The organism is Ornithinimicrobium panacihumi, assembly GCF_052073805.1.
Classification (GTDB): domain Bacteria; phylum Actinomycetota; class Actinomycetes; order Actinomycetales; family Dermatophilaceae; genus Ornithinicoccus; species Ornithinicoccus panacihumi.
The window spans coordinates 19,181-39,247 of the sequence record NZ_JBQGWG010000009.1; the positions used below are offsets into that span (position 1 = coordinate 19,181).

Genomic DNA, 20,067 nt, shown 5'->3' on the forward strand with positions numbered 1-20,067 from the left:
TGCGCCCCCGCGCGCTGCCTACCGTAGGGACCGCGGGCTGATCGAAGATGTCAGGGCCGCGGCGTAGGCGTGGTAGCCGTCCGCCGTCGGGTGGAAGGGGGCCGCGCCGGACAGGTCGGAGATCCACGGGTCCGCCGCGTTGACGCCGTGGTCGGCGAAGCGCCCGGTCACGTCCACGAACTGGAAGCCGTGGGATGCGGCCACCTGTGCCGTGGTGCTGTTGAGCAGATCGGCGGCGGCGTTGATCAGCTGCTGCTCGGCAGCGGTGATGGCCATGTTCGGTGCGACCACGTAGTCGCCGTAGCCCGCGGTGAAGAACCGCGGGTAGCCGGTGACGACCACGTGGGCGTCGGGGGCTGCGGTGGAGATCAGGGTGTAGGACGCGTCCAGGAGTCGCCGAGGGCGTCGTAGATCGCCGGGGGCGGCGGAGCCGCCTGGACCGGGAGGGCGACCGCGGCCGCCGACAGCAGCAGGGTCGAGGAGGAGATGGCCGTCCAGGCGGCACGGGTGCGCGTGTCCATGACGGAACGCTAGACCTTACGCACCGGCAGCGACAGGACTCCGGATCAGCGGGCCGAGAGGCGATGGACCAGCTCGACCACCCGGGTGAGGACCTCGGGGTCGGTCGAGGGCAGCACGCCGTGCCCCAGGTTGAAGATGTGCCCCGGCGCCCGTCGCCCCTCCTCGACGATCTCCCGCACGCGACGCTCCAGCGCCTCCCAGGGCGCGAAGAGGAGAGCGGGGTCGAGGTTGCCCTGCACCGCATACCGGCCGCCCGTGCGCTCGAGCGCGTCGGTGAGGCTGACGCGGTAGTCGACCCCGATGACCTCGGTCCCGGCCTCGGCCATCGCCGGGAGCAGCTCCCCCGTGCCGACCCCGAAGTGGATCCGCGGGACGCCCGGGTGCGCGCCGGCGAAGGTGGACAGGACCGCGCGGCTGTGCGGCTCCACATGCTCCAGGTAGTCCGCGCGGGAGAGGAAGCCGGCCCAGGAGTCGAAGAGCTGCACCGCGCTGGCGCCGGCCTCGGCCTGCACGGAGAGGAAGACGCCCGAGATCTGCGCGAGGCGCGCGCACAGGGCGTGCCACAGCTCGGGGTCGCCGTGCATGAGGGCCTTGGTGCGCTCGTGGTTCTTGGAGGGGCCGCCCTCGACCAGATATGAGGCAAGCGTGAACGGGGCGCCGGCGAACCCGATGAGCGGCGTCGGCCCCAGCTCGGCGACGAGGAGGCGGACCGACTCGGTGATGTCGGGGACCATGTCCGGCGTCAGCTCGGGCAGCCGGTCGAGGTCGGCGCGGGTGCGGATCGGCTCGGCGATGACGGGGCCGACGCCGGCGACGATCTCCAGGTCGAGACCGACCGCCATGAGCGGCACCACGATGTCGGAGAAGAAGATCGCCGCGTCCACCCCGTGCCGGCGCACCGGCTGGAGGGTGATCTCGGTGACCAGCTCCGGGGTGCGGCAGGACTCGAGCATGGGGATGCCCTCGCGGACCTTGCGGTACTCCGGCAGCGACCGGCCGGCCTGGCGCATGAACCACACGGGGGTATGCGGCACCTCCTGCTGGAGGCCGGCGCGGACGAGGGGGCTGGTGGCGGGGCTGGGGAGGGGGTCGGTCACCGGTCGAGTCTCGCACGATCCGTCCCGTGGTCCTGCCGCGGTCGCGGTCAGGGGTGCAGCGAGAGCACGTGGAGCAGGATCGGCACGACGAGGTCGCGCTGCCAGGGCCGGGCCTCTAGCTCGACCAGTGCGGCCTCGAGGGTCTCCTCGGTCACCGGCGACGGCGGACGCCACAGCACCTGTCGGACGCTCTCGGGGGTGAGGATGTTCTCCACCGGAATGTCCAGCTGCTCGGACAGCTCGGCCAGGGAGTCCTTGGCCACGAGCAACCGGGCCGCAGCCTCGGGGTCCCGGTCGGCCCAGGACCGGGCCGGCGGGGGCGCCGTGCTGCGCGGCGGGGGCGAGGGCAGCTCGTCCTCGGGCATCTCGCCGGCCCGCCGGATCGCCTCCAACCACGCACGCTGGTGCCGGACCAGTCCCTGCTCTGCCCGACGCTGCCGGGAACGGGAACGGTCCGGGGTGGCGGCGGGCAGCGCCGAGGCCGTCCGGGGCATCCGGGTGGCCAGGTCGATCAGCGAGCTGTCCGGCAGCACCTTGGCGCTGGCGACGTCACGCTCGCGGGCGATGTCGTCCCGGGTCTGCCACAGCTCGCGCAGCGCCGCCAAGTTGCGCGGCTTGCGCACCCGGCTCGCCCCCGAGGTGCGCCGCCAGGGCTCCAGGTCGCGGCCCTTGCGGGGACCGGTGAAGGTGCACAGCGCCTCGAACTCCTCCCGGGCCCAGGCGAGCTTGCCCTGCTCGGCGAGGTCGCGCTCCATCCGGTCGCGCAGCTCGACGAGCAGCTCGACGTCCAGCGCCGCATAACGCAGCCACGGCTCGGGGAGCGGACGGGTGGACCAGTCGACCGCAGAGTGCTCCTTGGACAGCGTCACGCCCAGGTAGTACTCCATCGCCGCGGACAGGCCCACCCGATGGAGGCCTGCGAGCCGGGAGCCGAGCTCGGTGTCGAAGAGGGCGCGGGGTCGCAGGCCGATCTCGGTGAGGCAGGGCAGGTCCTGGGTCGCCGCGTGCAGCACCCACTCGGGGCCGTCGAGGACCTCGGCCAGGCTGGAGAGGTCCTCCAGCGGAATCGGGTCGACCAACCAGGTGCCCGAGCCCGCGCGGCGCAGCTGGATCAGGTAGGCCCGCTGCCCGTAGCGGAAGCCCGAGGCACGCTCGGCGTCGACCGCGATCGGTCCCGTGCCCGCGCGCAGCGCCGCCACGCACTCGGCCAGGGCCTGCGGGGTGTCGACGACGTCCGGGACGCCTTCGTGGGGACGGTCGAGGAGCTCGAAGTCGTCGGCCGGGTCCGTGCCCGGGTGTGCCTGCGTCCGGTCGCTCTGGTCCTCGCCGGGGGTGCTGTCCGTCTCCGTCGTCCGACCCCGGTTGCCGCCGCGCGCCACGTCAGCGCCGCAGCCCGGACAGCGCGACGACTCCCTCGGGCAGCGGGGGCAGACCGGCGAGAGTGCACAGCAGGTCTCCCCAGGCACCCAGGTGGGCCTGCAGCTCGACGGCTTCCCGGCCCGGCGTCAGGTCGGGGGTCCAGGAGGCCCGGATCTCCAGCTCGACGCTGGGCTCGCGGTCCACGAGCGCGCCGAAGCTCTCGGAGGTGACGCAGGTGACGGTGCCGGCCGGGGCGGTCCAGGCCAGGTCCGCGGCGTCGAGCGCATCCGTCAGCCAGGACCAGCCCGCCTGCCCGGCCAGCGGGTCATGGCCGACCTCGGGCTCCATCTGGGCCTTGGCATAGCTGACGATCCGCCACGTGCCCTCCCAGGGCTCGGGGCCGGAGGGGTCGTGCAGCAGGACGAAGCGGCCGGTGGCGGCGCTCTCCTCGTCGTCCTCGAGGCGGGACGGGATGACCTCGCCGGAGAGCGCGACGGCGTGGGGCGCCAGGCGCGTGGGCGCCGGCACCTCCTCCAGCACCAGCTCGGGGCGGGTCTGCACCTCCAGCAGCCCGGCGACCGATCGGCCGAAGAAGGTCTGCTCGGGCAGCGCGGAGCCGCCCACGGACCCGGACCTGGGCCGCGAGCGCGATCCTGAGATGCGGCTCACCACCGTTCCAATGTAGGTGGCCGTCGCCCCGCTCGCAGGGATCGCCACGCCCGACCTCGAGTCACCACCCGCCTCGCCCGGTCGGGGTGGGGGCAACCACACGCCGCTCCTGGTCGGGGTGGGGGGCGGCGGCGGCTCGCTCTCAGGCGTATCTCATATATGTGATCTACAGTGGCGAGCATGACTGAGAGCTACCTCTCCAGGATCGGCGGGCTCATCCGCGACGCACGGCGCCACAAGGACCTCACCCAGGCCGAGCTGGCCGAGCTCCTCGGCACCAGCCAGAGCGCGGTGGCCCGCATCGAGCAGGGCAAGCAGAACCTGTCCCTGGAGATGATCGCCCGGATCGGCGAGAAGCTGGACTCCGAGATCGTGCAGGTCTCCTCCGGGGTCCCGCAGAACCTCCGCATCAACGGCGGCGTCAAGCTCTCCGGCGAGATCGACGTCCGCACCTCCAAGAACGCCGCGGTCGCGCTCCTGTGCGCCGCGCTGCTCAACAAGGGCCGCACCACCCTGCGCAACCTGGCCCGCATCGAGGAGGTCAACCGGATCACCGAGGTGCTCACCAGCATCGGCTACAAGATCCGCTGGGTCCCCGACTCCTCGGACCTGGAGATCACCCCGCCCGAGCGCATCGACCTGGCCGCCATCGACGAGGCCGCCGCCCGCCGGACCCGCACGATCATCATGTTCCTGGGCCCGCTCATGCACCAGTTCGACACCTTCGAGCTGCCCTACGCCGGCGGCTGCGACCTGGGGACCCGGACCGTCGAGCCCCACATGATCGCGCTGCGCCACTTCGGTCTCGACGTCACCGCCACGACCGGCAGCTATCACGCCACGGTCGACAGGTCCAAGCACCCCACCCGCCCGATCGTCCTGACCGAGCGCGGCGACACCGTCACCGAGAACGTCCTGCTCGCCGCCGCCCGCCACCCCGGCACCACGGTCATCCGCAACGCCTCGTCCAACTACATGGTCCAGGATCTGTGCGTCTTCCTGCAGCAGCTGGGCGTCAAGATCGAGGGACTGGGGACCACGACGCTGACCGTCACCGGCGTCGAGGAGATCGACCAGGACATCGAGTACTCCCCCTCCGAGGACCCCATCGAGGCGATGAGCCTGCTGGCCGCCGCCGTGGTCACCGGCAGCGAGATCACCATCAAGCGGGTGCCGATCGAGTTCATGGAGATCGAGCTCGCCGTGCTGGAGACCATGGGCTTCCAGTGCGACCTCACCGAGGAGTACCACAGCGCCAACGGCGTCACCCGTCTCGTGGACCTCACCACCCGTCCCGGCCCCCTCAAGGCGCCCCTGGACAAGATCCACCCGCTGCCCTTCCCCGGGCTCAACATCGACAACCTGCCCTTCTTCGCGATTATCGCGGCGTGCGCGCAGGGGTCGACGCTGATCCACGACTGGGTCTACGAGAACCGCGCCATCTACCTCACCGAGCTGACCACCCTCGGCGCCAAGGTCCACCTCATGGACCCGCACCGGGTGATGATCGAGGGCCCGACCAAGTGGCGCGCCGGCGAGATCATGTGCCCGCCGGCGCTGCGCCCGGGCGTGGTCATCCTGCTCGCGATGCTCGCCGCGCCTGGCGTCTCGGTCCTGCGCAACGTCTACGTGATCAACCGCGGCTACGAGGACCTGGCCACGCGTCTGAACGCCCTCGGCGCGCAGATCCAGACCTTCCGGGACATCTGAGCCGCGCCACGCGGACCGGCGCGCGCACCGCATACCCGATGAGCATCGCCTGGGACCACCGCGGCGGGGCGACGATTGAGCGCGACGGGCACCCGCAGTCCTATGTCGACCCGGACGACCCGCTGCTGCTGGTCTTCGAGTACGTCGCGCAGTTCGCCCTCGTGCTGGAGGCGTTGCGGCCAGACCCCTCGCCGCTGGCGGTCACGCACGTCGGCGGCGCGGGCATGACCTTCGCCCGCTGGGTGCACCGCACCTACCCCGGGTCGCCGCAGATCGTGATGGAGCCGGACACGGCACTGACCGCCCTGGTCCGCAAGGAGCTCCCGCTGCCGCGCGGGCACCGCATCCGGGTGCGGCCGGTGACCGGGCAGGTCGGCGTGTGCGGACTGCGGGCGGGATCCGCCGACGTGGTCGTGGTCGACGCCTACGACGAGGGCCGGATGCCGGGCGACCTGGTGGGCACCTGGTGGATCGGCGAGCTGGACCGAGTGCTCGCCGAGGACGGGCTGGTCCTGATCAACGCCTCCGACCGCGCTCCCCTGCCCTGGGTCGCGCGCCTGTGCGCCACCCTGCGGACGCGCTTCACGCACGTCGGGCAGCTGGCGCTGCGCGAGGTCGTCAAGGGGCGCGGTTTCGGCAACGTGGTGGTCGTCGCCTCCCGTGAGCCGCTGGACGACGCGGCGCTGCACCGGGCCGCCGCCCGGGCGGACTTCCCCACCGTGTGGCGCACCGCCGCCGAGGTCCGGCGGGCGGGGGCGGGCGCCAAGGCGTTCGGGGAGATGGGCGAGCCCTCCCCCGAGCCCCCACCCGTCGGGGTGCTCCGCGCCCGCTAGGCATAGGCTGGGAGACGCTGGTCCCGCGGCGCACCCGAGGACGGGGCCGGTGGCGAGGAGAGCACATGGAAGAGCACCTGAGCACCCTGCGTGATCTGCGCGAACGGGCCCGTGCCGGGGGCGGGCCGGAGCGGGTCGAGGCGCAGCACGTCGACAACTTCCTCCTCATGCACGCGATGGGAGCCAACGCCGCCGGCCAGATCGCCAGCTGCGTGGCCGGGGGCGTGCTCCTGGCGCTGATGGGCGCCGCCGCCGTCTGACTTTCCCGACCGGCGACACGGTCTGCTCCCGACCGGCGACACGGTCTGCATCCCGGTCAGCGAGCTAGGCCCACTGACCGCGGGCGAGCAGCACTTCCTTGAGGAGGTCGGCGCGGTCGGTGACGATGCCGTCGACGCCCAGGTCCAGGAGACGCTCCATCTCGGGGACCTCGTTCACCGTCCACACGTGGACGAATGCGCCGACCTCGTGGGCGGCCGCAACCGTCGCAGGGGTGACGACCTCGACGCCCGCGTGCCGCACCGGCACCTGCAGTCCGTCGACGCCGGCGAGGACGCGCGCCACCACCGCGGGGCGGATCAGCGGGGGCAGTGCCGCTGCTGCGCGGAACCGGGCCGCCGTCGTCTGCCCCGCCGACGTCACCACCGGCCGGCTCAGCCGCATGAGCGCCTCGGAACGGCGCTGGTCGTAGAAGGACGCCACGCAGACGCGGTCGTGGGCACGGGTGCGCTCGATGACCCGCACCAGCGGCAGGATCGCTCCCTTGGACTTGATGTCGATGTTGAGCCGAGCCTGCGGCCACGTGCCCAGGACGTCCTCCAGCAGCGGGATTCCGACACCGCCGGCCCCGACCTTGGCCCTGGCCACCTCGCGCCACGACAGCTCAGGGATGCGGCCGGTGCGATCACAGAGCCTGTCCAGCGTCTCGTCGTGGAAGGCCACCAGCGCACCGTCCCGCGTGGCGTGCACGTCGGTCTCCAGATGGCGGTAGCCCAGCTCGACCGCAGCCTCGAAGGCGGCCATGGTGTTCTCCAGGCCGTCCAGCGAGAATCCCCGGTGGGCAAAGGGGATGGGCCCGGGGTGGTCGAGGTATGCGGTTCGCACACCTCGAGCCTAACCGGCACCTCATCCTGCTCCCCGCACGTCACGACCGCGCGCGAGCAGGACGTGTCGCCGGTCGAGAGCAGGACGTGTCGCCGGTCGGGAGCAGACCGTGTCGCCGGTGGAGAGCAGACCGTGTCGCCGGTCGTGGTCTAGCGGTTGCAGCCGGTGAAGCGCCACAGGGAGGCGTGGCCGCCGGTGTCGACGAGCTGCCAGTCCTCGGACTCGGGGTCGGGCTCGATGTTGTAGAGGCCCTGGGTGGTGGACTCGTACTTGGCGTTGAGGGGGTCCTCGAAGGTGAGGGAGTCGGCGTAGACGTGGGTGACGCCCAGGTCCCGCACCGCCTGGCACACCTCCAGGTCGGTGCGCCACCGGTGGAAGCGCTGCTCGAGGATGGTGCGCTCGGGCGAGTTGGGGATCTGGCCCAGCTGGGGGAAGACGACCTCCACGTCGGCGCGGTGCAGCAGGAAGGGTGAGCCGGCAACGGCCTCCCCCAGCACGACGGCGTCCTCCGGCAGCGACTCCGCCGCGCGGTCGATCATCTCGATCTCCGCCGGCTCCAGGATCGTGCCCCAGGCGATCGGGTAGGTCGTGTAGGTCGACGCCATCACCTGGGTCTGGCTGGTCCACCGCAGACCGCCGGTGAGGGCGACCAGGGCGACGACCAGGATCGTGGCCGGCGCCCACAACGGCGCGCCCAGCCGGCGCGCGGCCGCCCGGGCCAGCCAGGACCCGGCACCGGACGCGAGCATGATCGCCGGGATGAGGATGAGCTGGTTGATCCGGGAGGGCTGGGTGTACCAGAACCCGGCCAGCACGCGGGCCGGGTTCTCGGGCGGACCGGCGGCCAGCAAGGTCAGGACGATCGCCACCACCAGCGAGACAATCAGCCAGCGGGCGTGCCGCCACCGGGTCGCCAGGACGATGCCCAGCCCGGCCAGCAGCGTCCCGACGATGTTGACCGAGGTGATCTTGTAGACGTAGACGAGCGGGTGGTCGATGAGCAGCGAGGCGATGCCCGGCAGGTAGGAGCTCTGCCCGCCTCGCTGGTAGTCCATGATCGAGCGCACCGGGGGGAAGTTCACGAGGAACCAGGTGCCCGCGACGATCGCCACCAGCCACCCGACCATGACCAGGGCGGGCACGACCGCCGATCCCTGGCGCGCCCGACGCCACAGCTGGCGGGCCAGCAGCACCGTCAGCAGCGGCAGCGCCAGGACCATGAGCGAGAACAGGCCCGAGGCGTGGGCCAGAACGACCCCGACCACGGCCCACAGCAGGCCGATCCCCAGGGCGAGGTGCATCTGCCACGAGAGCACGCCCCGGAAGGTCGCGATCACCAGGGCGATCGTGCCCGGGACGCAGGCCATCGACAGCGCGAAGGGCCAGACTGCGAGCATCGAGACGGCCACGGCCGGGAAGGTCACGTAGGCCGCGGCCAGGACCGGCACCAGCACCGTCGGCAGCGCCCGGGCCGGCCAGACCACCCGGGAGAGCGCGACCAGCCCACCGATCCAGATCACCGACCCCAGGACGAGCAAGGACCCGTTGGCCGCCTCGGCCACGCGTGGAAAGCCGGGCGCCACCGCGACGATCCCGTGCCACGTGGCCGGGTAGAAGGGGGCGACCGTGTCGCCGTACATCGGCGCCAGTCCACCCAGGGACGAGGCGTTGCCGGTGTCACGGATGAACCACAGCGCGTTGAGGTGGAAGACCGCGTCCCACGCCTGCGCGGGCTGGTCGGCCCGGCCGATGCCCTTCACCATCGCGGCGGCCAGCGCGCCGCCACCGAGGGTCCAGGTCAGCGTCAGCCAGAGCCGCTCGGTCCGGCTCAGGCGCTTCTCCCCCGCCACGGTCGTCCCGGCCGGGTCGTGGGTGGTGCCCAGCACCCGGCCCAGCACCGCGGCGACCAGCACCGCCGCCGCCAGCCCGAGGACGAGCGTGGCCAGCGACCACGGCAGACCCACCAACCCGTAGCCGATGGCCAGGGTGCCGGACAGGCCCGAGGTGACGGCGGGCCCGGCTCCGAGCGCGAGCAGACCGCGGGCGCCGAGGAGCCGGAGCACCGCATACCCCGGCAGCACCCACAGCAGCGCGAGCCCGAGCACGCCGGGCATGACCTCCCCCCAGCTCATGCGGTGACCGGCTCACCCCCGCCGATGGTCAGCCGGGGCACGCCGGTGAAGCGGGCGGGATCGGTGACGCGGCGGCCGTCGAGGATGAGCCGCAGGCCGGGCAGGTCGGTGGCGGACAGGTGGGCGTATTCGGGGTGGTCGGCCTGCACGATCGCCAGGTCGACGGGCTCGCCCGGCGTGCCTGGGGTCCACGCGTAGGGCTCCCAGCCGAAGGACTCGATCTCGGCGGGGGTGTGCATCGGGTCGTGGACGAGCACCTGGGCCCCGCGGGCACGCAGCGCCTCGACGGTGCCGAACACCCCGGAGAAGGCGGTCTCCTTGACCTTGCCCCGGTAGGACGCGCCCAGGACCACCACCCGCAGCCCGGACAGCGACCCGAGCAGGGACTCGGCGCGGGAGACGGCATACTCCGGCATCGATGCGTTGGCCTCGCGGGCGGTGCGCACCACGCTGGCGTCGGCGTCGGTGGACAGGTAGAGGCGCGGGTAGACGGGGATGCAGTGCCCGCCGACGGCGATCCCAGGCTGGTGGATGTGGCTGTAGGGCTGGGAGTTGCAGGCCTCGATGACCTTGTGCACGTCGATCCCGGCGGAGTCGGCGAAGCGGGCGAACTGGTTGGCCAGCCCGATGTTGACATCGCGGTAGGTGGTCTCGGCCAGCTTGGCCATCTCCGCGGCCTCGGCAGATCCCATGTCCCACACGCCGTTGCGGCGGGGCAGGTCCTCGCGCTCGTCGAAGTCCAGGACCGCCTCGTAGAACTCGACCGCCCGGCGCGTGCCCTCCTCGGTCAGGCCGCCGACCAGCTTGGGATAGCGCCGCAGGTCGGCGAAGACCCGCCCGGTCAGGACCCGCTCGGGGCTGAAGACGAGATGGAAGTCCTCCCCCTCGGTCAGGCCGGAGACCTCCTCGATCATCGGCTTCCACCGCCCGCGCGTGGTGCCCACCGGCAGGGTCGTCTCGTAGGAGACCAGCGTGCCGGGAGTCAGGTGCTGGGCCAGGGAGCGCGTCGCGTCGTCCATCCAGCCGAAGTCGGGCTGCCCGGTGTCCTCGTGCACGAACAACGGCACCACCAGCACGACCGCGTCCGCGCCGGGGATCGCCTCGGCGTAGTCGGTCGTGGCCCGCAGCCGCCCGGCCGGGACCAGCTCGGCCAGCTTGTCCGCCAGGTGCGCCTCCCCCGGGAACGGCTCGGTCCCGGCGTTGACCAGGTCCACCACCGCCTGGTTGACATCGACCCCGACCACCTCGTGCTCGGGGTCGGCATCGGCGAACTGCACGGCCAGCGGCAGGCCGATCTTGCCCAGGGCTACGACAGCGATCTTCACGCTGCTCAGGATAGGTCAGGCCGCCCTCAACCCCGGCGTGCGACCAGCGAGGCGGCCATGAAGCGCAGCGGGGCCTCGCGGTGCAGGACGTGGCTCCAGCGCCGTGGCAGCAGGGTGCGGGGCGTGCCGAAACGCCGACGGGCGTGGGCCCGCTCGATGAGGGTCGGGGCCGGCACGTCCGGGTCCAGCACCGCCTCGAGGAGGTCGTGGTCGGCCAGGCTGAGCGGGTCGGCGCATCCCGGCGCGGTCGCGAGCAGGCGCCGGGCGACGCCGGCGAGGTCGGCCCGCTCCCCCGGCGTCCACCGCCCCGGGTCGGTGCGCAGCAGCACCGACCCGAAGACGTGCACGCGGAGCAGCTTGGTGCAGACCGCCTCCCGTGCCGCCGGGTCCAGGCCGGCCAGCCAGGGGTCGGCCAGCAGGTCGGTGACGGCCCGCAGCTCCTCGGCGACCGGCCGGAGCGCATAGGTGGTGCGGTCACCCGCATCGGTCCCGATCAGGTATGGGGCGCTCTCGGCGAGCGCGGTCCCGGCACCGTCGAGCAGCCTGAGGGTGAAGCTGACGTCCTCCCCGGTCCGTGCACCTGGCAGGAGCCGGGCACCGGTCCGCCCGATCGCGGCGCGGGAGAGCAGGCCCAGCGGGGCGGAGCGGTAGGCCAGCCGGTCGCGGACCAGGTCCAGGTCGGTGCGGCGTCGCGGGTCGAGGAGGTCGCGGACGCCCCAGCGCCGGTCGACGCCCGAGGTGGGGGCCAGCCGGCTCGGGGGCGTGGCCAACGGCGTGCCGTCCAGCTCGACCCTGGCCAGGACCACCTCGGCGCCGGTGGCCCTCGCGACCTCGAGCCAGTGCGCGAGCGCCCCCGGGGAGAGCTGGTCGTCGCTGCCCATGATGCTGACCCACGGCGCCGTGGCGGCCTCCAGCCCGTGGGAGAACGGGCCCGCCGGGCTCGGGATCCCGTCGTGCAGCTCGAGCAGCCGCAGCCGTGGGTCCTGGAGCAGGTGCGGCGGGAAGGTGGCGGCGATCTGCTCGGTCGTCAGGTTGTGGCAGACGACGCTGACCCGCACCGGCAGGTCTCCCGAGCCGTCCAGGACGGAGGCGGCGGCACGGGCGGCGGCCCGCTGCGGGCTGTGGGTGGCGATGACGACGTCGACGAGGGGATCGGCCTCCTCCCCCTGGCCGCTGCGCCTCTCCCCCGCGGTCACCGAGGCGTAGACCTCCTCCACCCGCTCCAGGTGGCGCTGCGGCGCGTAGCGCTCACGGGCCGGAGCGGCGATGTCTTCGGCAGAGAGGGGTGAGGCGCTGCTCCATACCTGCTCGACCGCGTCCGCCCAGCGCTGCGCGGGGGCGCCGGGCTCGACGAGGGCGCCCGAGGGTGCGGCGACGAACTCCCGCGGGCCGCCGGCGTCGCCCACGACGACCGGCCGGCCGGCCGCCAGCGCCTCGGCGGCGGCGAGGCAGAAGGTCTCGAACCGCGTCGGCAGGAGGAACAGGTCCGCCTCGGCCAGGCGGTGGCCCACCTGCTCGGGGGGCAGCGCGCCGGTGAGGTCGAGCGGGACGGCGAGGTCCGCCGCCAGCTCGGTCATCCGCTGGCGCAGCGGGCCCTCGCCGACCCAGGTCAGGTGGGCGTCGATCCCCCGCCGGCGCAGCTCGGCGGCGGTGCCCACCGCGGTCAGGGGATCCTTGCCCTCGATCAGTCCGCCGATGCCGATCAGCGCCAGCGTCCCCCGCTCGGCCAGGGGTTCGGCGGCGGCGCGGCGGGTCGCGGGCGGCTCGGTCGGCGCCACGATGTTCGGCACCACGACGACCGGCCCCCGACGCAGCCGACGCATCCCTGCCGCGAGATGCTCGCTGACCACGAGGACCACGTCGGGGCGCCGCAGCAGCCGGGCGACGAGCGGCCTGGCGGCCCGGACCGTGGGCGCGAGGCTGTCGGGAGCGATCACGCCGGACCAGTGCTCGGTGTGCACCCACGGCGTGCTCGGCCGCCAGGTCGCCATCGGCAGCAGCGCCGAGACCGCCATCGTGTGGATCAGGTCGGCGTGCCCGGACAGCTCCCGGATGCGGCGGGTGGCCCGCAGGACGTGGTCGGGGCGACGTGGGTCCATGGGGAGGCGTTCCACGGTCGCCACGCCGGGCTGCTCCCCTTCGGCGGCCTGCTCCGAGCCGTCCCCCGCATCCATCAGGCGGGGGGCGCACAGGTGGAGCACGTGCACCTCGTGCCGGGAGGCGAGGGCGGCGACGTCACGGGCGACGAAGATCCCGGTGCCAGGGGCTCTCGGGGTGGGATACCAGGTGGTCACCACGAGCACGCGCATGCGCTCAACCTATCCCGCGCGCGGCGGGACGGACGGGTCGAGGTGAGGCACGGCATACCCTGTGGGCGTGAAGATCCTGAGCGTCGTGGGCGCCCGCCCGCAGTTCGTCAAGCTCGCGCCGATCGCCGCCGAGTGCGCCGCGCGCGGGGTCGAGCACGTGATCGTGCACACGGGTCAGCACTACGACCCGATGCTCTCCGACGTCTTCTTCACCGACCTGGGCATCCCGGACCCGGACGTGCACCTGGGTGTCGGCTCCGGCAGCCACGGGCAGCAGACCGGGGCGATGCTGGCGGCGATGGACGAGGTCATCACCGCGCACCGGCCGGACTGGGTGCTGGTCTACGGCGACACCAACTCCACCCTCGCCGGTGCCCTGTCGGCGGTGAAGCTGCACGTGCCGATCGCCCACCTGGAGGCCGGCCTGCGCTCCTTCAACCGGCGCATGCCCGAGGAGCACAACCGCGTCCTGACCGACCACGCCGCCGACCTCCTCCTCGCGCCCACGCAGGTCGCCGTCGACCACCTCACCGCCGAGGGGCTGGGCGAGCGGGCCGTGCTCGTCGGTGACGTGATGATCGACGTCCTGCACCGCGTCCGGGACGAGCTGGTCGACGCCGGTGCGGTCCTGTCCGAGCTGGGTATGCGGCCACGCACCTACTCGGTCGCCACCATCCACCGCGCGGAGAGCACCGACGACCCCGCGGTGCTGTCTGCCATCGTCAAGGGCCTGCAGCAGGTCGACCACCCGGTCGTGCTGCTGGCCCATCCCCGGCTGCGGGCCAGGGCCGCCGAGCACGGTCTCGACCTCGACGGCGGATCGCTGACCACCCGCGACCCGCTCCCCTATCCCGCGCTGGTCGCCGCCGTCTCGAACGCGCGCGGCGTCATCACCGACTCCGGTGGGCTGCAGAAGGAGGCCTTCGCGCTGCGCACGCCCTGCACGACCGTGCGCACCGAGACCGAGTGGGTCGAGACCGTCGAGCTGGGCTGGAACATGCTGGTCGACCCCGGCGACGCGGCGGCGCTGCGGGAGGCGGCGTCACGCCCGGCTCCCGAGCCGACCGACGCCGCGCCCTACGGCGACGGCCACGCCGCCTCGGCCGTGCTCGACGCCCTGTCGGGCGGGGCCGCGGCCGGTCGGGTAGGTGGCTGAGGTCGTGCCGTGACTCGGCCCATCACCATCCGGCAGCTCGAGCTGCGCGTGCGCGACGGTGCCGTGCCGTGGGAGGAGGACACCCCATACCCGACCGTGGACCTGGTGCTGGACGGCCGGGATCTGCGGGACTGGGTGCGCACCGTGCTGCCGGCCGGGGCGGAGGACGTGCCCTACCTGGGGCACCCCGTCGACGCCGACCTGCGCTCCCTGCTGCTGGGTCGGTGGTCCGGCGACGGGCCGAGCGACGGCTCCGGGTTCGGCGAGGACTTCGACGGGCGCGTCGCGCTGCTGGGGTGCACGTGCACGGTGATCGGCTGCGGTCCGCTGGTGGCGAGGATCACCGTGGACGAGGACGCGGGCACCGTGACGTGGAGCGACTTTTCCCGCTACCGGGGTCCCCACGTGGACTACGACCCGTTGGAGCTGCGCTTCGAGCTGGGGGCGTACGAGCGGGCGATCGAGGACTTCCTCAGCCGTTGAGGCGGGCGGTGAGGGTGTCGATGGCGCGGGTCCAGCCGTGCACCTGCCGCTCCGCGGACAGCTCGTGGGCGGCGCGGTGGGAGGCGGCCTTGAAGGTGGCGATCTCCTCGGTGGAGAGCCGGTCCAGCGCCTGGGCCAGGCCCGCCGCCGAGAAGTCGTCGGTGACGACGCCCAGGCCGTGCCGACGCACCAGCGCGGCCATCTCCGGACTGGGGCCCACGACCAGGCCGAGCCGGGCCTGGACGAAGTCGAAGACCTTGTTGGGCAGCGACCACAGGTAGTTGAAGTTGTCCGGCGGGAGCACGAAGACGCCCAGGTCGGCCTCGGCGAGCACCCCGTTGAGCTCGTGCGGGGCCACCGGGTCGTGGACCGTCACGCCGTCCATTCCCGTGGCGCGCTCGCGCAGCTCGGCCAGGTAGGCCGGGTCATTGGCCGTCAGGTAGAGGTCGAGGCTGACCGGCCGCTCCATCAGCTCCACCGCGTCGAGCATGAGGTGCAGGTGGCGGTCGCGCCGGGCGACACCGCTGTGGACCAGGCGCAGCGTCGACCCGACCGGCGTCGGCTCCCGCTCCACGTAGGGGGCCGCGTTGGGCACGACGACGGCGCGGATCCCGAAGCGGTGGCGGTACTCGCGCGCGATCCCCTCGGCCACGGTGCTCACCGAGTCGGCCCGGGTCCCGTAGGTCCGCACCAGCCACCGGTAGTAGGGCGCGACGAACAGCCGCCAGCGCGGGGAGTCCTCGTTCTGACGGGGGTGGTACTCGTGCAGGTCCGCGTGCACCCCGCCCGGGGCTCCGAGGTCGAGCGCGAGGGGGACGGTGTCGATGTCGTCGGCCAGCACCACGTCGAACTCGCCCCGGTGCTCCTCCAGCAGGTCGCGTGCCGCGACCACCACCGGCGAGGTCCGGTATGCGGTCTCGTACCGGCGGGTGGCCAGCAGGCGGCGGTCCTTGTGCCAGTTCACGACCTCGTCCGCGATCCGGAGGTGGGCCACCACCCCCTCCGGCGATGGGCCGTAGCCCAGGGTCGTCACCGCATACCGCGGGGAGAAGAGGGTGATCTGCCGCAGCACGCGCGCGTCGGAGCGCAGCGGGCTGAAGGACATGATCAGCAGTCGGGGGCGTGGGTCTGGCCTCACAGCGGGGCCACCCCGGCGGCGATGTCGCGGACCGACTCCACCCAGCGTCGGGACTGCTCGTCGTCGCTGAGGGTGCGGGCGGCGGCGTGGGAGGCGGCCTTGTGTGCGGCGACCTCGCCGGGGTCCAGGGCGAGGATCGCCGTGGTCAGGGAGTCACGGTCGAAGCCGTCGGAGACCACCCCGAGGCCGTGCTCCAGGGTCACGCGTGCCATCTCCGGGCTGGGGCCGACCAGCAGCGCCAGCCGGGCCTGGACGTAGTCGAAGATCTTGTTGGGCAGGGCCATCTCGTAGTTGAAGTTGACCGGCGCCAGGACGAAGACGCCCACGTCGTAGCCGTTGAGGGTGGCGATGAGGTCGGAGTAGGGCACGGGGTCGTGGACGCGCACCACGGAGCCGTCGGCGCCGGCCAGCTCCCGCAGCTCGGCCAGGTAGGCCGGGTCGTTGGGGGTGAGGTAGAGGTCGAGGGTTACCGGCGGGGCGGCCGGGGTACCGGCCGCGACGGCGAGCACCGCCTCGACCATGACGTGCAGCCCGCGGTTGCGCAGGCAGGCGCCGGAGTGGACCAGGCGCAGCGGGGAGCTCACCGGTCCGGGTCGCTGATCGGCGAACGGGGCGGCGTTGGTGACGACCCCGACCTCGACGCCGAACTGCTCGGAGTACTCCTGCGCGATCCGGTCGCTGACCGTGGTCACCGCGGCGCAGCCGGGCAGGAAGCGGCGGCACAGCCAGGAGTGGTAGGGCGAGATCCGACGCATCCAGGCGTCGTTCTCCTCGTGGAGGCGGGGCCAGTATTCGTGCAGGTCTGCGTGGACGCCGGCGCGGGGCCGCAGCCACAGCGCGAGGGGGACCGTGTCCAGGTCGTTGGCGAGGATGACGTCGGCCTGGCCCGGGTGCAGGTGCCGCAGGACCCACCGCACACCGGCCTGCGCCAGGTAGGCGGCTCGGTAGCTGCGCAGCGTGATGAGCCGGCCGTCCAGGCTGTTGCCCGCCTCGTCGGGGATGCGCAGGTGCGAGACGACGCCCTCGGGGGCTGGCCCGTAGCCGCAGGTGACCACGTCGAACTCGGCCGAGAGGTGCCGCACCTGCTTGAGCACGCGGGCGTCGGAGGCGATCGGGCTGAAGGAGAGGACCAGCACGCGCGGGCGGTCGGTGGAGTGCAGCTCCGGGCCGCGACCCGTCGTCCGGTCGGCGAACCCTCGACCCTGGGTCGAGAGTCGGGTCGAGAGCTCGCGGGCGTGGGTCGCCAGGTGCGCACGAACCGTCGACTCGCGGTCGAGGTTCGCCAGCGGGTCGGGACTGAGCAGGATGTCCCAGCGCGAGGCCTGCCCCCGTCGTCGCGCGGCGGCGGCCAGCGCGTCGGTGTCGGTCGCGCTCAGGATCGCGTGGAGCAGGTCGAGGTCGGCGCGGTGCAGGGCCTTCTCGGCGTCGGGAGCCATCGCCAGCAGCTCACGGGTCAGGCGCTGCACCCAGCGGGCCTCCCCCGGCGCCCAGTCCAGGGGCCCGGGCCGGCGGCCGACAGCAGCCAGGACGTGGATCCGCAGGATCTTGACCACGATCGCCCGGCGGGCGGCGGACGGCAGCGCCAGCAGCCATCGCTGGTCCAGCAGGCGGTCGTAGGCGGCCAGCTCGTCGGTCAACGGGCGACGATGGAAGGTGGTGCGCTCCCCGTCGGTGCCGATCACGTAGGGCGGCAGGTCCTGGGCGTAGTCGATCCGCTCCCCCGAGGACGCCAGCCGCAGTGACAGCTCGACGTCCTCCCCGCTGGCCAGCCCGGGTGTGAGCGGCTCGGGCAGCAGGCCCAGGTCCACCAGGGTCTGGCGCCGCAGCAGCCCCAGCGGCGCGGTGCGGTAGGCCAGCCGGTCGCTCACCAGGTCCAGGTCCCGGGTCCGGCCGGGGCGGGTCCGCGGCGTGGGGACGTGCACCCCCTGGTCGGTCTCCAGTCGCGCCATCAGCCACGCGGGGTCGCGCTCGTCGGCCCAGGTCGCCCAAGCCTCCAGCGCCCCCTCGGCGAAGCTGTCGTCGGAGCCGATGATGCTCAGGTAGCGACCGTCCGCGGCCGCGATGCCGGCGTTGAAGGGGCCGGCGGGAGACCGCATACCGTCGAAGACCTCGAGATAGCGCACGTGGGAGGAGACCTCCTCCAGCGTGGGATCGGCGGCGGCCAGGTCGTCCAGCCCGGCCTGGACCGCTGCGCGCACCTGGTCGGCGGGCAGCTCGTGGCAGGCGACCGTGACCCGGACCCGGTGGCCCGAGGGCAGCACGCCACGCAGGTCGGCCCCGCGCAGCGCGGACGCGACGGCGCGGGCAACGGGACGGCGCAGGTCGTGGGTGGCCACGACGACGTCGATGTCGACCGGCGGCAGCACGTTCGAGCGAGAGGTGTCGCTCGTGCGGGGGATGTCGCTCGCGCGGGGTGAGTCACTCATGCGGGACGCCTCGCTCATGCCAGCCCCGAGAGACGGGCCTGGGTGGCGAACTCGGGATGGGCCGCCACGACCTCCTCGAAGGTGCCGCGGGCCGCGATCGTGCCGCCGGTCATGAAGCAGACCTGGTCGGAGTGGCGCACCGTGGAGAGCCGGTGGGCGACCGCGATGACCGTGACCGAGCCGTGCAGCTCACGGATGGCCCGCGCGACGGCGTCCTCCGTCGCGGTGTCCAGGGCGGAGGTGGCCTCGTCGAGGACGAGCACGAGGGGGTCGGCGTAGAGGGCCCGGGCGATGCCGAGCCGCTGCCGCTGGCCGCCGGACAGGGCTAGGCCGCGCTCGGCCACGCGGGTCTGCAGCCCGCCACGGCCCGCGACCACCTCGGTCAGCTGGGCCCGCTCGAGGGCACGCACGACCTTCTCCTCGTCGATGTCCTGGCCCCAGGTGAGTGCGACGTTCTGGGCGATCGTTCCGTCGAAGAGGTTGACCTCCTGCGGGACGTAGCCGACCCGGGAGCGCCAGGCGGCGAGCACGTCCTCCAGGGGGGTGCCGTCGATCTCCAGGTCGCCCTGCTGCGGGACCAGCAGGCCCAGGAGGACGTCCACGAGCGTGGACTTGCCGGCGCCGGAGGCACCCACGAGGGCGACCGAGCTGCCGAGCGGGATCTCGAGGTCTACGTCGTGGAGCGCGGGCTCGGCGGAGCCGGGATAGGTGAAGGCGACGTCGCGCAGGACGAGGCGCCTCGGGTCCTCCGGGAGCGGGTCCTTGCCCAGCTGCTCGGCCGCCTCGACGTAGCCGCGCGCGGCCTCGATGTCCCCGATCACCGCCTCGGCGTGCGGCAGGGTCGACGCCGTCTGGGTGATGACGCCCTGGAAGCGGTTGACGCTGGGGATCATCCGCATGCCCGCGACCGCGAACAGGGCGACCGCCTCGAAGGCCTGGGTCGCACCGCCGAGCAGATAGGCCACGCCGCCGACCAGCGCGAAGCCCAGGACCAGGCCCGTGTCGGTGACGAACTTGGGGACCGCGTTGAGGAACATCAGGTGGCTGCGGGCGCGCGTGGCGTGGACGCGGTTGGCGTGGACCTCACGGGCCACCTCCTCCGCCTTGCCGCGCAGGGTGACCTCCTTCAGGGCCCCCATCATCTCGGTCATCAGGCCGGCCACCTTGAAGGAGTAGTCGCGCCCCACCCTGCCGGCGACGACCGCGCGAGGTGAGATCACGACATACATGAGGACGGCGAGACCGCCCAGATAGGCGAAGGTGACCAGGGCCGTCAGCGGCTGGGCCACGAGGAGGACCAGCAGGACGGCGCCGAAGGTCGCGACCTCGGCCGGCAGGGAGGCCGCCGGCATCAGCAGGCCGGTCGTGGTGTTGGCGATGCCCACGTCGGCCAGGCGGACCAGCTGGGAGGTGTTGCGCTTGAGGCGCTCGGTCCAGGGGGCGCGGATGTAGGCGCCGAAGAGCCGGTCGCCGATGACCAGGTCGTAGGCGGCCAGGCGCTGGGAGACCGCCCACTGCAGGGCGACGGTGGCCAGGCCTTTGAGGACGACCAGCAGGCAGATGCCGCCCAGGAGCCAGGCATAGCCCTCCGGCGGGACCTCCCCCACGACCGGCAGCGACACGGGCCGGTTCTGGATCATCGGCGCCAGCGTCAGCGCCAGCAGGGACAGGGCCAGGATGTCGACCACCGCGAGCACGCTGGAGATCACCGCATAGCCGATGAGGAACCACCGGGTCGAGGCGGGCAGCAGCGGCAGGAGCTGACGCAGGGCGCGGAACAGCCTCGTCACGTCGCGCGCCTCCA

17 protein-coding genes are annotated in these 20,067 nt (G+C 73.1%); 5 read left to right on the top strand and 12 right to left on the bottom strand.

Annotated elements, in window-relative coordinates; translation table 11 throughout:
• Positions 1-18: 18 nt before the first annotated feature.
• Genes ACTMMA_RS09950 through ACTMMA_RS09970 form a run of 5 tightly spaced genes read right to left on the bottom strand, consistent with a single transcriptional unit; the run spans position 19 to position 3,647 of the window.
• Positions 19-390 (bottom strand): GDSL-type esterase/lipase family protein, encoded by a 372-nt coding sequence (locus ACTMMA_RS09950; RefSeq protein WP_441190089.1) that lies wholly within the window; start codon positions 388-390, stop codon positions 19-21.
• Positions 369-521: a hypothetical protein gene (locus ACTMMA_RS09955; protein ID WP_441189970.1), complete on the bottom strand. Its 153-nt coding sequence runs from the start codon at positions 519-521 to the stop codon at positions 369-371. Before ACTMMA_RS09955 ends, ACTMMA_RS09950 begins: the two co-directional genes overlap by 22 nt.
• 45 nt (positions 522-566) lie before the next feature.
• Positions 567-1,619 (bottom strand): uroporphyrinogen decarboxylase, encoded by a 1,053-nt coding sequence (gene hemE / locus ACTMMA_RS09960; protein ID WP_441189971.1) that lies wholly within the window; start codon positions 1,617-1,619, stop codon positions 567-569.
• 47 nt (positions 1,620-1,666) lie between these two features.
• Complete coding sequence (locus ACTMMA_RS09965; protein WP_441189972.1) at positions 1,667-2,998, bottom strand: ribonuclease D; 1,332 nt, start codon at positions 2,996-2,998, stop codon at positions 1,667-1,669.
• 1 nt (position 2,999) lies between these two features.
• A complete protein-coding gene (locus ACTMMA_RS09970; protein WP_441189973.1) occupies positions 3,000-3,647 on the bottom strand; it encodes a DUF3000 domain-containing protein in 648 nt (215 codons plus the stop codon).
• A gap of 180 nt (positions 3,648-3,827) precedes the next feature.
• On the opposite strand from ACTMMA_RS09970, the gene ACTMMA_RS09975 reads away from it, so the two are divergent.
• The 3 genes from ACTMMA_RS09975 (at position 3,828) to ACTMMA_RS09985 (ending at position 6,450) form a co-directional block, all read left to right on the top strand.
• Positions 3,828-5,357, top strand: a complete 1,530-nt coding sequence (locus ACTMMA_RS09975; protein WP_441189974.1) for a helix-turn-helix domain-containing protein — start codon at positions 3,828-3,830, stop codon at positions 5,355-5,357.
• 38 nt (positions 5,358-5,395) lie between these two features.
• Entirely contained in the window at positions 5,396-6,190 is a 795-nt protein-coding gene (locus tag ACTMMA_RS09980) for a spermidine synthase (RefSeq protein ID WP_441189975.1), read from the top strand.
• A gap of 65 nt (positions 6,191-6,255) precedes the next feature.
• Positions 6,256-6,450, top strand: coding sequence for a sodium ion-translocating decarboxylase subunit beta (locus tag ACTMMA_RS09985; RefSeq protein ID WP_441189976.1), 195 nt, complete (start codon positions 6,256-6,258; stop codon positions 6,448-6,450).
• Between the two features lie 64 nt (positions 6,451-6,514).
• On the opposite strand, the gene ACTMMA_RS09990 is transcribed toward ACTMMA_RS09985, so the two are convergent.
• The 4 genes from ACTMMA_RS09990 to ACTMMA_RS10005 form a co-directional block, all read right to left on the bottom strand.
• Positions 6,515-7,294, bottom strand: a complete 780-nt coding sequence (locus tag ACTMMA_RS09990; RefSeq protein WP_441189977.1) for a glycerophosphodiester phosphodiesterase family protein — start codon at positions 7,292-7,294, stop codon at positions 6,515-6,517.
• A gap of 149 nt (positions 7,295-7,443) precedes the next feature.
• On the bottom strand, positions 7,444-9,426 hold the full coding sequence (locus ACTMMA_RS09995) for a DUF6541 family protein (RefSeq protein WP_441189978.1): 1,983 nt from the start codon (positions 9,424-9,426) through the stop codon (positions 7,444-7,446).
• Positions 9,423-10,751 (bottom strand): nucleotide sugar dehydrogenase, encoded by a 1,329-nt coding sequence (locus ACTMMA_RS10000; protein ID WP_441189979.1) that lies wholly within the window; start codon positions 10,749-10,751, stop codon positions 9,423-9,425. The genes ACTMMA_RS09995 and ACTMMA_RS10000 overlap by 4 nt, the downstream gene beginning before the upstream one ends.
• A gap of 26 nt (positions 10,752-10,777) precedes the next feature.
• The gene (locus ACTMMA_RS10005) at positions 10,778-13,060 is read right to left on the bottom strand and encodes a glycosyltransferase (RefSeq protein ID WP_441189980.1); all 2,283 of its coding nucleotides are present in this window, start codon (positions 13,058-13,060) and stop codon (positions 10,778-10,780) included.
• A gap of 67 nt (positions 13,061-13,127) precedes the next feature.
• Here ACTMMA_RS10005 and wecB point away from each other — a divergent pair, with 67 nt between their 5' ends.
• Together wecB and ACTMMA_RS10015 are read left to right on the top strand one after the other, a co-directional pair.
• The gene (wecB, locus tag ACTMMA_RS10010) at positions 13,128-14,216 is read left to right on the top strand and encodes a non-hydrolyzing UDP-N-acetylglucosamine 2-epimerase (protein WP_441189981.1); all 1,089 of its coding nucleotides are present in this window, start codon (positions 13,128-13,130) and stop codon (positions 14,214-14,216) included.
• A gap of 9 nt (positions 14,217-14,225) precedes the next feature.
• Positions 14,226-14,699 (top strand): hypothetical protein, encoded by a 474-nt coding sequence (locus tag ACTMMA_RS10015; RefSeq protein WP_441189982.1) that lies wholly within the window; start codon positions 14,226-14,228, stop codon positions 14,697-14,699.
• Here the strand turns inward: ACTMMA_RS10015 and ACTMMA_RS10020 are convergent.
• Genes ACTMMA_RS10020 through ACTMMA_RS10030 form a run of 3 tightly spaced genes read right to left on the bottom strand, consistent with a single transcriptional unit; the run spans position 14,689 to position 20,053 of the window.
• Positions 14,689-15,804, bottom strand: coding sequence for a glycosyltransferase family protein (locus tag ACTMMA_RS10020; RefSeq protein WP_441189983.1), 1,116 nt, complete (start codon positions 15,802-15,804; stop codon positions 14,689-14,691). The genes ACTMMA_RS10015 and ACTMMA_RS10020 overlap by 11 nt on opposite strands.
• Before the next feature lie 29 nt (positions 15,805-15,833).
• Positions 15,834-18,263, bottom strand: coding sequence for a glycosyltransferase (locus ACTMMA_RS10025; protein WP_441189984.1), 2,430 nt, complete (start codon positions 18,261-18,263; stop codon positions 15,834-15,836).
• Positions 18,264-18,277: 14 nt separating this feature from the next.
• Positions 18,278-20,053 (bottom strand): ABC transporter ATP-binding protein, encoded by a 1,776-nt coding sequence (locus ACTMMA_RS10030; RefSeq protein WP_441189985.1) that lies wholly within the window; start codon positions 20,051-20,053, stop codon positions 18,278-18,280.
• Between the last annotated feature and the right edge of the window lie 14 nt (positions 20,054-20,067).